Genomic DNA, 13,022 nt, shown 5'->3' with positions numbered 1-13,022 from the left:
CTCCAGCACGATGGGTATCTCGGGGAACTGGTTGGACACCGCCAGGGAGTAGTTGGACAGCATGAGGCCCCCGAGCGCCTGGACCTCGTAGGTCCTTCGGGCGCACATGGTCGGGCTCGTGGTCACGCTGTTGAGGTTGACGGAGTAGTCGAACAGCTTGTGGGCCTTCTGGAGGTCGCCGTAGGGCAATGACGGGAGAACGTACTTCCGGTACTTTGAGGGAAAGAGGCGGCCATCTTCATTATAGAAGCGATCGACGATCCACAGCGGTCGTTTTGCAGCTAGGATGCCGCCAAAGATGCGCGCTTGTGCCTCATGCCTCTCGAGAAACTTTTTCGAATAATACGAGCCAGCAAACATCACCCCACGCTTCAGGGGGCTTTTGTTGCAAAACCCGATCGGATTATGGATTAAGGGATTCACACCATATTCGAAAAGGAACACATTGTCGTCGTCTCGCAATGCCTTATAGGCCTCGATGGAATCAACATCTGAGCTGAACACATAGCTGCATTGCTTCGATATGCCCGCATAACGATCGAAGTCGACAGGATCCTCGGTACTTTGGAAGATGGTGAGAACCCCGCGAGAATTGGCATAATCCACAATGGTCTCTATGAGCTCGAGTCCCTCTTTTCCAAAGTAGTGGCAGAACTCCTTTTCACCAACATCCACAAAAGAGCCGATTCCGCGCCAACAGGACATGACGAACAGGCAGTCGATTTCCCCCTTACCGATAACTTCAAGGAAGTTATCGGGAGAAATATATACGACATGAACCGCATCTGCATACATTCGATAGTTGAATTCATCCGCAATAACACCGATGCGGTACTCGCTCTTCTGGTAATAACCCGTTCCGTTGCTGCTGGAAAGCGTCGCAGCCTCTTCTACGACTTGATTCCATCGCTTCCTTGCATTCTCGCGAGTGGAGGGAGCGTATGCATCTACATCCGGGATTTTTCTTTCATAAACTCCATACGGCTTGTGAAGTCTCTTGCGCCATTCGATCCAAAGCTGAACCATACGGCTGCCGATAAGCTTTTGGTAATTCTTTTTTGCTGCGACGGCTTCTTCTCGGACGCTCACCGAAATATCGTCAAGCTGGTCGAGCCATGTGCGCATAAGCGCAATATCTTCACGAGCATCCTCGATATTTTCCCAACGCAAACCTTCGCGCAAATTTCCCTGCGGACTCTGATCCATACAACACACCCACAATCTGGCACTATAGGTTTGCGAGAATATCCGAGATCTGTCGAGAGGCCGTACCGTCGCCATAAGGATTCGACGCATGGGACATCTCAGCATAGGCGGCTTCATCGTCCAGCAAGCGCGAGGCCTGCTTGTAAATTTCCTCCTCAGAGGTGCCCACCAGGCGCAGCGTGCCGGCCGCAACGCCTTCAGGGCGCTCCGTAGTATCGCGCATAACCAAAACGGGCTTTCCGAGGCTGGGAGCCTCCTCCTGGATGCCGCCGGAATCCGTCAGGATCAGGTGGCTCGCCGCAAGGAAGTTGTGGAAATCCAATACCTCAAGGGGTTCGATCAGCTTGATGCGGTCGCAACCATCAAGCTCAGCATGGGCAGCCTCCCGCACAAGCGGATTCATATGGATGGGGTAAATCGCCTTCAAATCGTCGCGCTCGTCCATCAAGCGTCGGATCGCGCGGAACATGCAGTGCATCGGTTCGCCGAGATTCTCCCGGCGATGGGCGGTGATGAGGATAAGACGGCTTTCCTTGGCCCATTCCAGATGCTCGTTTTCATAGTCATCCCGAACCGTCGTGGCAAGGGCATCAATGCCAGTATTGCCCGTCACAAAGATGCTCTGCGGATCCCGACCTTCTTTCAACAAGTTCTGGCGGGATTGCTCCGTGGGAGCGAAGTACAGGTTCGTTATCAGGTCAACCGCTTGGCGATTGAACTCCTCCGGGAAGGGAGACTTCAAGTTGTAGGTACGCAGCCCCGCCTCCACATGGCCGATCGGGATCTGAAGATAGAAGCAGGCAAGCGCTGCGGCAAAGCTGGTTGTGGTATCGCCGTGCACCAGCACGATATCGGGCTCGAAGTCCTCCAGAATCTCCTTCATACCCAACAGAACCAGCGATGTGATGTCGAAAAGAGTCTGTCCAGACTTCATAATGGACATATCGTAGTCGGGCTCCACGCCAAACACGCGCAACACTTGCTCGAGCATTTCGCGATGCTGGCCAGTCACGCACACGCCAACATCGAACTCGGGGCGCGCCTTCAGCTCGTTTACCAGCGGGCACATCTTGATGGCTTCGGGACGAGTCCCGAAGACAAGCATGATCTTTTTCATATTACAGACTCTCAGCTTCCGTATGGGACAGGCACTTGCGCGTATCAAGAACGATCTTGTCCTTCAGCAAATCCTCATTTTCCTTAATCTCGTCATGGCCCACCATCACAACCACCACATCCACGCTGTTAAAGAAGTCGCGCAGATCATGCATTTGGCCAGAAACGACGTCATCGGCAATGTAGGGATCGTATACCTTGACCGAGTTTGCGTTCGCACACAAATGGCGCTCCATGCTTTCTAGCAGCTGCAGCGTGGGACTCTCACGCACGTCATCGACATTCTCCTTATACGTCAGACCGTAAAAACCCACGCGAGATACGTCCTCAATACCATTTGCCTTCATGATCTCGTAGGTGCGGTTCAAGACGAACTCGGGCATCGAATCGTTAATGGTGCGAGCCTGCCGAATGATGTGAGCCAGCTCCGGATAATCGCCCACCAAGAACCACGGATCAACGGAGATGCAATGGCCTCCAACGCCGGGGCCCGGAGACAAAATATTCACGCGGGGATGGCAGTTTGCGATCTTGATAACTTCGTACACGTCCATGCCCGCCATACGGCAGATCTTCGCCAGTTCGTTGGCATAGGCGATATTGATGTCACGGAACGTATTCTCGACCACTTTGGTCATCTCAGCAGTGCGAATATCGGTAATCGCGATCGATCCCTCGCAGAAAGACTGGTAGACCTTCTTCACCTTCTCGGCAATCTCATCCGAATCGGCACCAATCGTGCGATTGTTGTGCACCAGCTCGTTGATCATATTGCCTGGGATAATGCGCTCGGGAGCATGCACCAGATGCACATCCCGGCCAATTTCAAACCCGCGATCCTCCACAGCAGGACGAACGTAGCGATCTACCGTGCCAGGAGAAATCGTCGACTCGATGACTACGATAGCACCGGGATCGCACACATCGAGAACGGAATTCACAGCACTCACCACATAGCCCGCATCGATCTTCTTGGTGTCCTTGTCATAAGGCGTCGGAACAGCAACCACATACAGATCAGCCTTGGGATAATCCTTCTGGAACTCGATACCCGCATCCAGAGCGCTCTGGAACGTCTCCTCAAGACCATCTTCCTCAAAGGTAAGCTGCCCGGACTGAAGCTCGGACACAACCTTCTCGGAATAGTCCACGCCGATAACGTCAACCCCGTGAGAAGCCATCATCAGTGCCGTGGGAAGCCCGATATACCCGAGGCCAACAACGCATACCTTCACTGTGTTCTCCTAACCGAAAACCTAGCCATACACATTTCATTATACGCGAACGGATTGGACCATGAGTCATGGCACGATAAAATCCCTCATGAACGGCACATGCAGTTTAGGCTGCAAGCAAAACCGTCGGCGCCCTCATCGTCCCAGGAGCCCTTTAAGCCATTTCAGCTTAGCCCTATTCGATTCAGCTCCCTTCAATCGGGCGATTTCGGTATCCTTCTTTTTCAACTTCTTCAGAAGGATTCTGTTTTCTTTTGATTGCAAGCGCTCCCTCATGGCCGACTCAGTCTGCTTGCGATAGGTGTAATTCATCAAATACATCAAGACGTCGCCGGCTGAGCCGCTCAGCATGATGTCTAGGCATTCCCGCTGCCAATCATGGCGAGCAACGGAGGCGTCCGATAGGGACAGCTCTTCGAGTGCGTAATCCTGAAGCGCTGCAACGATGCCTTCAAACGAGAGATAGTTTTTCTGATTGCGCAGCATATAGATCAAGTTACCCAAGGCGCGATTCGCAAAGCTTTCCTCGGGATAGACTTCCCGCCGCTTCAATTCGCGCGCTGTTTCGACCCATGTCTCAAGCGGCACCAGATAGGAATCCGTAATGGTATTTGTCAAGCTTCCCACCCGGTCGCGACGATAGACGATGAGAGACTCGTTGACGACACTAATCGTTCGGGCGCAACAGAGGGCAGTTTCGACGAAGAAGACATCTTCGGCATTCTGAGCCGAACTGTAACGGATGCTCTCTCGCTCAACAAATGAACGGGAGAACATCTTGTTCCATGGTGCCGCATTGGTAAAGTTAAGAATATATTTCGGTATATCCTTTCGATTAAAGGGTATCTGTTCGGGAAGCATCTTCATTCGAAGATACACTGGCTCGCGCACGGGAATGTCTACGCCCTCGACAACACGACTCGCACCGCACACGCAGATATCTGCATTGTCGGCCTCGCATTGGTTGTACATCTTTTCCAGCGCCGTCAGGTCGAAGTAGTCGTCGGAGTCCCAGAACATGAGGTACTTGCCACTCGCTTGGGCCATGCCGTTGTTGCGAGCCACGCCAGCATATTGGTTCTGCTGGTGCAGCACGCTTAGGCGCGCATCGGCGGCGGCGTACTCCTCAAGAATGGATGGCGACTCGTCGGTGGAGCCGTCGTCCACACAGATAATCTCGATCTCGCGCAGCGTTTGTTCCACAATGCTGTCCAAACACTGCCGCAAGTACGGCGCCGAGTTGTACACCGGAACGATTACCGATACTTTGATATCATCTGCCATGAAATTTCCTTCTTCGGCGATCTTGAGCTCATCCATTATAGCCGATGGCTCTCACACTCACTCCCTCACACCCCTGTGGCGTAGATGGCTATGCCGGCCAGGATGAGCGCCAGGGCCAGCAGTTTCTTCTTGGTGATCCTCTCTTTGAAGATAAGTACGCCGAAGATGGTGACGTAGAGATAGCTCGTGGATTCCAGCACTGGACCGAAGGAAAGCGGCACCACCCGATAGGCGATGATGCACATGAGCGTTGTCGCCACGAACAGCGTGTATGCGAATATCACCGGAAAGTTCAGATACTCCGCCAGCTTCGACGGATAGGTTTTCTGCGCCGCCCTCTTCAGAATGACCTGGGATACAGCGCTGATGAACGTGCCCAAAAGCAGAATGCCCGAGTACAGGACAAGCGAGTTATCCATCGATGATCACCCCGTCCGCACCCAAAAGCGCATTCTCGTCACGTGAGGCACCTTGCGAGGCCGCCGCTCCGCTGCTGCCGGCATCGTCGGCACCCTCAGCACCCACGTCAGGCCCCTCCCCGTCGGCATGAGCAAACAGCACCACGCCGGCGATGATAAGTGCCGCACCGGCCACCTTGCTCACCGTAATCGGCTCGCTGAAGAACAGGGCGCCCCACACGATACCCCACACGATGGTGACGGCTTTGTTGGAAAACGCGCTCGTGAGCGGCATGCGCCGCAAAATCTGCTGCCACCCGATGGCGTACACGCCCAGAAGCGCGATAATGCCCGCATATAGCCCCACGAACTGCCAACTGAGAAAGTCAACCCCGGCAGCCAGCTTGCTCAAAATACCGCTCGTGGAATACACCATCAGCAGCAAATGCAGGGCAAACAACGTTTTGATCCGAGACGACATGCTAGTTCTCGTCCTCCACTTCGGGAAGGTAGGGCTCCACCGTAGCCGCATCGTCGGCGGAGAAGATGAAGAAGCCCCGGCGCGAGCCGCTGTCCACGATGGCATGGTCGTCGCGCTCGATAGGGCTCATATAAGCCAGGGCCTCGGGATGCTCGTCGCTCAACATGGCAAGCGCCCGCTCGTCCCCCTTATCGAACACGAAACGCACGGCGGCAGGACGGCGCACGTCCCCCGTCGGCTGCGGCGGCTCTACACCCAGCGCCACATCGATGACCGCGCCCACGAAGTCGTAGCCACACGACAGGGACACCAAATGGCTCCCGATGCAATCGCCGCCCATGCGGCTGCCAATCTCGATGATCTTCACCACCCCGTCGGCATCCACCTTCACCTCGGAATGGGACGCCCCGAAACGCACGCCCAAGCTGTCAAGCGCGTGCTCCACCACCGCACGGATGGCCGCCTCACGCTCGGGACTGATACGCGCCGGCTCCAAATGCCCGCGCTCGATGAACCCGGGCGCACCCGTGGTGAACTTCTCTGTCACTGCTAGAAATCGATGCTCGCCTTCCCAGGAAATATACTCCACGCTGTACTCATCGCCGCAGGCGAATTCCTCTACCAGCGCCTCGCCGGCAAAGCTCTCGTCCAGAGCCCGGGCTACGGCAGCGCCCAACCCCGCAGGCGACTCTAGCTTGGTAATGCCGCGGCTGCCCGAGCGGTCCGCCGGCTTCACGATAACCGGATACGCCACATCAAGCGCGCGCAGGTCCGTCTTCGCCGTCACGGGAATGCTGGCCGGAGATGGGTCGCCACACGCCTCAAAAGTACGCCGCATGAGCTCCTTGTTCGTGCTCTTGGCCACGCAGTCCACACTGTTGGCCGTAAGGCCCAGCGCCGCAGCCACGCCGGCCACCGCGATATTCGCCAAATCGGACCCGATGCTGGCCACGCCGTCCACACCGATCGCGCGGCACGCCTCGGCAATGGCATCCACCTCGGTAATACTGATGGGATGGAAGAAGTCGGCCGTCGTCTCGCCGACATCCCCCGCTTCCCAGGCGAACACGTGGGTCTCGATGCCACGCGCCTTCGCCGCTAGAATAAGCGGGTTCTGAAACTCGTTCGCGCCGATGATGGCCAGCTTAGGCGTACGCCTAAGCTGATCTGCATGCTCCGAAGGAGCATGCAGATCACGTGCGTCGCCCATGGCCGCACCGGAGGTTTTCTCGCACTCCCCCATTTACGCCTCGCGTTTCCGGGAATCAACCAGGGCCTCCCAGCGGCCGCTCTCCAGCTCGTCACGATAGTCTTCCATCATGGCCACGTAGTCGGTATATTCGGGCACGAAGCCGAAGTCGCGCTTGGCCTTCTCCATGGAGTACAGGTACGACGGCGTGTGGTTCGGCTTGTCGGGCCGGTACACGATCTGCGAGCCGGCACCGTCGCCGAACACCTGGATGACCGCCCGTGCCTGATCCTCCAAATCGAGACCCACACCGCTCGTCATGTTGTACAGGCCGCACGTCTTCTCGCTTTCCAAGGCCATGGCGAAGGCGCGGGCCACGTCCTTCACGTAGATGATGTCGCGGCTGATATGCGGGTCGCCCCACAGCTCGATGTCCTCGCCCGCCTGGGCGCGCTCGATGAACGTCTGGATGCCCGACTTGTAGGGCTTGCCGTTCACCAGGATGGTGCCGTGCGGGCCCACGCCGTACACCGGCGGGAAGCGGAAGCTCGCGCACCGCATGCCATGCTGCTGGTTGTAGTATTCCATCACATCGTTGGCAGCGTTCTTGCTGATGACGTACACCGCGTGATCGCCCGTGAACTTGAAGTCGCGCGGCTCGTCCTCGGTGATGACGCGCCCCGTGCCCCAAGCCCCCGACACATCCGAGTAGCTGCAGGTGGCGATCACCTTGGGAATGCCATGGGCCCGGCACCACTCCAAGATGTTGATGAGCCCGATAACGTTCACCTCGAAGTACTCGGCGGCGTTCTCCTCCGCGTCCAGGTCGGCCGTCGCGTTCGCCGGCAGAAGCCCCGCCAGCACGATAACGCCCTCCACGTCCTCGCACGGCAGCTTCGCCAGATCATCGGGATTGGTCATGTCGAAGGGAACGAACCTCGCCCCCATGGTCTCCAGCTTCTCGCCAAGAGCCTTGTTGCGCCCCGTCGCCACCACCTGCTTGCCCTGGGACAGCAGGTAATCCACCGTGTACATGCCGATAAAGCCCGTCGCTCCGATAACGATAACCATTCCGCGCCGCCTTTCCTTTCCTCAGCTTGTCGCGCCCGAACCGTCGCGAGATCCGTCCGGGCTTCCCGTTCGTTAACCCAAATGATGCCGGCGTCCAAGCGCCCGTGCATCCAGAATATCCTCCGCCGTCACATCGCCGTTCAGCACCTCGGCCACCACGTACAGGGGCCGGCCCTTCACTTCCTCGAAGATGTTGCCCACATACAGCCCCACCACGCCCACGGAGGCCAAAATAAGGCCGCCCATGAAGAAGATGGAGGCAATGGTGCTCGTCCAGCCGGCCAGCACGTCGTCGGTGTTCAGAAAATGGTTCACCACCGTGGCCACGATCACGAGCAGCGACACCAGCGCGAAGAAGAAGCCTACGGTCACCGCGAACTTCAGCGGCTTGGTGGATTGCGCGGTAATCAGCTCGAAGGCCATGACCAGCTTCTTCTTGAAGCTGTAGGACGACTCGCCCTCGAAGCGCTCATCGCCCACCAAATCGATGGCCGTCTGCTTGAAGCCGAGCCATTTGATGAACATGGTGTAGGCGCGGTTGCGCTCGCGCATGGAGCAGTAGCTCTGGATGACGATGCGCCGCGAGATGGAGAAGTTGCACAACGACGCATCGTAGGTGCCGTCGGTGAAGTACTCGTATACTTTGTAGAAGGCCCGCGAGAACAGCTTGGTCACCCCCGAGTCCTTGCGCTGCACCCGACGGGCGAACACCACGTCGTAGCCTTCTTGGGCCTTCTCGTACAGCTGGGGGATGCCCTCGGGGCGGTCCTGCAAATCGCAATCCATCACCACGACCCAGTCGCCTTGGCACAGATCGAGCCCTGCCGTGATGGCGCGAATTTGCCCGAAATTGCGCGACAGCCGCACGCCCACCACACGCTCGTCCAGCGCGCAGAGCCGCTCGATGCCCTCCCAGGAGTTCTGGGGGTCATGATCGTCCACGAGCACGATCTCGAAGCTCTTGCCCATGCCCTCGAGCACCGCCACCAAGCGTCGATGCAGCTCCGGCAGCGCGCCCGGGCAGCCGTACACCGGCACGACCACTGAGATATCCACTGCCATGGCCGCCCCCTACTCGCTCGCCTTGTCGGCGTAGAAATCGCGCACCGCCACAATCACCGCGTCGCGATCTTTCTCCGTCAGACCGTAGTAGAGCGGCAGGCGCACCAAGCGCTCGTTCACGGCCGTTGTGTATTCGTCGGCCCCGTGGAAGTGCCCGAACCGTTCGCCCGCCGGGGAGGAATGCAGGGGAATATAGTGAAACGCGGGGAAGATGTCGCGCGCTTTCAGGGAATCGATGAGGGCCGTGCGCTCCTTTAGGCTGTCGCACACCAGATAGAACATGTGGGCGTTGTGCTCGCGATCATCGGGCACGCAGGGCAGCTGCACAAGCCCTGCCGCCTCCAGGTCGGCGAAGGCCTCGCGATAGGCGCGCCAGGTGGCGAGTCGGTTCTCGTTGATGGCATCAGCTGCTTCGAGCTGCCCCCACAGGTAAGCCGCGTTCATATCGCTCGGAAGGTAGCTGCTGCCGTAATCGACCCAGGTGTACTTATCCACCTGACCGCGGAAGAACCGCGCGCGGTTCGTGCCCTTCTCGCGGATGATCTCGGCCCGCTCGATACAGGCCGGATCGTTCACCAGAATAGCACCGCCTTCCCCCATGGAGTAGTTCTTGGTCTCGTGGAACGAGTAACAGCCGAAATCGCCAATGGTGCCCAGCGCGCGTCCCTTGTAGGTGCTCATCACGCCTTGGGCCGCATCCTCCACAACCTTCAGGTTGTGGCGACGCGCGATGTCCATAATGGCATCCATCTCGCAGGCCACCCCCGCGTAGTGCACCGGCACGATCACCCGCGTGCGCTCGGTAATGGCAGCCTCTATCTTCGTCTCGTCAATGTTCATGGTGTCGGGGCGAATGTCCACGAACACCAGCTTCGCGCCGACGAGCACAAAGGCTGTCGCCGTTGTGGAGAACGTGAAACTCGGCAGGATCACCTCATCGCCCGGCTCCAACTCGCAAAGGATGGCGGCCATCTCGAGCGCCGTGGTGCCGCTCGTGGTCAGCAGCGCCTTAGTTGCCCCGAAGCGCTCTTCCAGCCACTGGCTGCACCGCTTCGTGAAGGGACCGTCGCCACAGATCTTGCGATTGGCCTCGGCCGCCTCGCGCACGTAGCCCATCTCGATGCCCACGTAGGGCGGAATGTTGAAAGGAATCATGCTCGCTTCCTCATCTTCTTGCGAACCAATAGAATACCGGCAAACAGCGCGATGCCCGCCACCGAGCACCAAGCCCCGGCCACAAGGCCTGGCGTCACATAGGTCAGTTGAACATCGTGGCCCGCCCCATCCACCGCCAGAGCCATGAAGCCCACGTTGGCCTGCAGAATCTCAGCGGGCTGCCCGTCCACCGTGGCTGACCAGCCCGGCGAGTAGGGCACCGACAAGAACACGTAGCGCTCATCGTCGCTGCCATCCTTCTCAGCCGCCACGTCCACCGAAATGCGATTCGTGCCGAAAGACACCGAGGCGGCGTTCTCATCCTGGAGCTTCTTCACGTTTTCCTCGATAGCCGCCACCGGCTGCGAGGCCACGTACATCTTGTCGAAGGTGTAGACGCCCGGCTTGCCGAATTTGATGGTGAACGACTTGACGGGCTTCTCGGAATATCCCATATTCACCGCCCAGTCCACCTTGCCGCCGTAACCGGCGTTGCGACTGTTCGCAATCTTGAGCGAGCGTTCGCGATCACCCGCCTTTATCTGCAGGGGGGCGCTCCGGTCGGGAGCCCATTTCAGGTCGGTCCACCATTCAGGCCCGCGATCCGTCTTCTTCGGCTCAATCTTGACGCCGGTTTCCTCGGCCAAAGCCCGCTGACCCGCAGGACCCAGCGGGTTGAACACGAGATTCTCAAATACAACGTAGTTCTCGGCATCCGAAACCCCCTCAACGGCAATGCGCAACCGTGCCCCGCGCTTGGCCACCTCGATGGCGCCGTTGCGCACCACGAGCCCCTTCTCTTTGACGATGTCGGCTTCTTGTTCCACCGTCGCCATCCGAAGGACCTCGTCCTCATTGCGCGCCACCCGCTCATCCGCCAACACACAGACCCGGGTGAGAAGCTCCTGGCGCTCCACCAGGGGAAGCGAGCGGTAGGTTGATTCCGGCACCGCCTCGTCATAGGTAAAGGCCAGCGGAAGCGCCACATCTGATTCGTAGAGGCGCACGGGGCTCATGCGCAGCTCCTTCGCGCCTCCCTCCTCATCATCGTCCCATATGGGCATTTCACCCAGATCGGCCACGGGCGCATAGCCGTAAGGCACTTTGTCCCTATCGTCGTCGTTGGCCACAAAATACCGCGCACCCCCGAGCAGCTCCAGCGCCAACCGACGATCGACGCCGTTGTAGATGTAGTTGGTCCAATGGCTCGCCACGCCCAAATCGTAACGGGAATCGTCCAGCTTCTGATTGTAGTAGCTAGAGAAAAAGTCGAAGCCCTTGAAACCCGAAACCATGGTCTGATTGCGCGCCCCATAGGCTCCCGCCCGATCGATGCGATAGTCCTTATCGAGCAGAGCGGCCTCATCGGCCACGGCAAAGGCTCGGGTCAACTCGACGGCCTCACCTGACGGGACAAAGCTGCTCGCAAAGGAAGTACCCCATTTCGAGCTGCCGATGACCACCAGCCCCGCCGACGATCCCGCGAGGCACACCGCCACCACCGCGCTCATTGCGGCAACGCTCACGCGTCGCGGAACAAGCACGAACACAATGGCAATCGCCACCAGCAGCACGCAAGCCATCGCCGCCTGCTTCGAGAGTACGTCGAAGGCATAGGCTCCCGTCCACACAGCAAGCAATGCACCGACGAGCGTAAAGACTGCCCACTGCCGACGCCCAAAACGGCGCAGCTGCGGCACCACGAGCACGAGCATGTACGCGGCACAGAAGCCCAGCACCAAAAGCCAGCGATCGGTCGCATAACCGAACCCGTTCATGGCCGAGCCCACCGGGGGCAGCAGCGCGCCCACAAAGCAGAGTCCGAATCCCAACGCCCACGGCGCCCACGAGCGCCCCAGCTGGCGGCGACCGATCAAGAAGGCGATAACGCCCAGAACCGGCACGATGCCCAAGAACATACCGCGTTTGTTAAACGAGCCGCCCACCAGATTGCTACCCAACTGCCAATAGAAGTTGAGCGTCTCCAACAGCGGAATCTCGCGCGTCAAGCCCACGCGTCCCATAGAGGTAAGCACCAGCACGATGGGTACGAGGAACAGGCCCGCCAAAAGCGCCGCCGTTCCCAGATACAGCACGAACCGCCCGAGCAACGCCGCGAAATCGCGCAGCGAACGCTTCCGCGGCACGAGGAAGTACTTGATAAGGCAGTAGATAAACAGCGCAATGAGCGTCATGTAGGAGAAGTACACCGAGAAGAAGAACAGCAATCCCATGGACACCATGAGCAGCGCCGGGCTCTTCCGCTCGAACACCTTATCGGTACCCCACAGGATAAGGGGCAGCAGTATGGCCAAGTTGATGAAGTTCGGATGGCGCATGACGCCCCACATCACCACGTAACCGCAGAGCACATAGGCCAGCGAGCCGCACAGCGTGGGCCCCTGTCCTCGGCCATGACCGAAGCAATACAGCGAGAAGGCGGCAGCCGCCAGAAAGAACCGCACGAAGATGAGCGCCTCGAACAGATACTCGGCGTATTCGGGCGGGCAGAACGCCGAGATCAAATTCAGCGGATCGTTGAAGCAGCCGCCTGCCGTGGCCAAGATATCGGCCCCGTAACCGATATCCAGCGAATACAACGGCACGGCAAAATCGGGCTGGCCGATGGAGCCGAACACATCCCGCAGCCATTGCCCCTCGTAGACGAAAAGTGGATAGTACAGCGAGAGGCTGTCGTTCTGCCACAGAAGCGAACGCCCGTTTTCGATAAACACTGCGCACATCAGGGCGAATGTCGCCAAACACGCGGCAAAGAGCAGCGCGAAGTACCGACCGCGAGTACGTATGAGCCCTTTCATGGCAGC

At 58.5% G+C, this 13,022-nt stretch carries 11 protein-coding genes; all 11 read right to left on the bottom strand.

What is annotated here, in order from left to right:
* Positions 1 to 1,206: CgeB family protein (locus tag C811_RS16810; RefSeq protein ID WP_016308402.1), on the bottom strand; the 1,206-nt coding region annotated here is incomplete at its 3' end.
* 22 nt (positions 1,207 to 1,228) lie between these two features.
* On the bottom strand, positions 1,229 to 2,323 hold the full coding sequence (gene wecB, locus C811_RS05020) for a non-hydrolyzing UDP-N-acetylglucosamine 2-epimerase (RefSeq protein WP_016308401.1): 1,095 nt from the start codon (positions 2,321 to 2,323) through the stop codon (positions 1,229 to 1,231).
* A gap of 1 nt (position 2,324) precedes the next feature.
* Positions 2,325 to 3,557, bottom strand: coding sequence for a nucleotide sugar dehydrogenase (locus C811_RS05015; protein WP_016308400.1), 1,233 nt, complete (start codon positions 3,555 to 3,557; stop codon positions 2,325 to 2,327).
* Positions 3,558 to 3,692: 135 nt separating this feature from the next.
* Positions 3,693 to 4,841 (bottom strand): glycosyltransferase family 2 protein, encoded by a 1,149-nt coding sequence (locus C811_RS15620; RefSeq protein WP_016308399.1) that lies wholly within the window; start codon positions 4,839 to 4,841, stop codon positions 3,693 to 3,695.
* A gap of 65 nt (positions 4,842 to 4,906) precedes the next feature.
* Entirely contained in the window at positions 4,907 to 5,260 is a 354-nt protein-coding gene (locus tag C811_RS05005) for an EamA family transporter (protein ID WP_016308398.1), read from the bottom strand.
* Positions 5,253 to 5,720, bottom strand: a complete 468-nt coding sequence (locus C811_RS0102645) for a DMT family transporter (RefSeq protein WP_016308397.1) — start codon at positions 5,718 to 5,720, stop codon at positions 5,253 to 5,255. The genes C811_RS05005 and C811_RS0102645 overlap by 8 nt, the downstream gene beginning before the upstream one ends.
* A gap of 1 nt (position 5,721) precedes the next feature.
* Positions 5,722 to 6,963 (bottom strand): ATP-grasp domain-containing protein, encoded by a 1,242-nt coding sequence (locus C811_RS05000; protein ID WP_016308396.1) that lies wholly within the window; start codon positions 6,961 to 6,963, stop codon positions 5,722 to 5,724.
* Complete coding sequence (locus C811_RS04995; protein ID WP_016308395.1) at positions 6,964 to 7,980, bottom strand: NAD-dependent epimerase/dehydratase family protein; 1,017 nt, start codon at positions 7,978 to 7,980, stop codon at positions 6,964 to 6,966. It lies immediately after the preceding gene.
* Positions 7,981 to 8,052: 72 nt separating this feature from the next.
* Positions 8,053 to 9,042, bottom strand: a complete 990-nt coding sequence (locus C811_RS04990) for a glycosyltransferase family 2 protein (protein WP_016308394.1) — start codon at positions 9,040 to 9,042, stop codon at positions 8,053 to 8,055.
* 9 nt (positions 9,043 to 9,051) lie between these two features.
* The gene (gene rffA / locus C811_RS04985; RefSeq protein WP_016308393.1) at positions 9,052 to 10,197 is read right to left on the bottom strand and encodes a dTDP-4-amino-4,6-dideoxygalactose transaminase; all 1,146 of its coding nucleotides are present in this window, start codon (positions 10,195 to 10,197) and stop codon (positions 9,052 to 9,054) included.
* On the bottom strand, positions 10,194 to 13,016 hold the full coding sequence (locus C811_RS04980) for a YfhO family protein (RefSeq protein WP_016308392.1): 2,823 nt from the start codon (positions 13,014 to 13,016) through the stop codon (positions 10,194 to 10,196). Before C811_RS04980 ends, rffA begins: the two co-directional genes overlap by 4 nt.
* Between the last annotated feature and the right edge of the window lie 6 nt (positions 13,017 to 13,022).

It is taken from the genome of Adlercreutzia caecimuris B7, assembly GCF_000403355.2.
Classification (GTDB): Bacteria; Actinomycetota; Coriobacteriia; order Coriobacteriales; family Eggerthellaceae; genus Adlercreutzia; species Adlercreutzia caecimuris.
This window is presented reverse-complemented; position numbering and strand designations above follow the sequence as displayed.

What these genes read in the sequence shown, in the direction of transcription:
- wecB (WP_016308401.1), bottom strand. Translation starts at nt 2,323, where the DNA reads ATGAAAAAGATCATGCTTGTCTTCGGGACTCGTCCCGAAGCCATCAAG.
- C811_RS15620 (WP_016308399.1), bottom strand. Translation starts at nt 4,841, where the DNA reads ATGGCAGATGATATCAAAGTATCGGTAATCGTTCCGGTGTACAACTCG.
- C811_RS05005 (WP_016308398.1), bottom strand. Translation starts at nt 5,260, where the DNA reads ATGGATAACTCGCTTGTCCTGTACTCGGGCATTCTGCTTTTGGGCACG.
- C811_RS0102645 (WP_016308397.1), bottom strand. Translation starts at nt 5,720, where the DNA reads ATGTCGTCTCGGATCAAAACGTTGTTTGCCCTGCATTTGCTGCTGATG.
- C811_RS05000 (WP_016308396.1), bottom strand. Translation starts at nt 6,963, where the DNA reads ATGGGGGAGTGCGAGAAAACCTCCGGTGCGGCCATGGGCGACGCACGT.
- C811_RS04995 (WP_016308395.1), bottom strand. Translation starts at nt 7,980, where the DNA reads ATGGTTATCGTTATCGGAGCGACGGGCTTTATCGGCATGTACACGGTG.
- C811_RS04990 (WP_016308394.1), bottom strand. Translation starts at nt 9,042, where the DNA reads ATGGCAGTGGATATCTCAGTGGTCGTGCCGGTGTACGGCTGCCCGGGC.
- rffA (WP_016308393.1), bottom strand. Translation starts at nt 10,197, where the DNA reads ATGATTCCTTTCAACATTCCGCCCTACGTGGGCATCGAGATGGGCTAC.
- C811_RS04980 (WP_016308392.1), bottom strand. Translation starts at nt 13,016, where the DNA reads ATGAAAGGGCTCATACGTACTCGCGGTCGGTACTTCGCGCTGCTCTTT.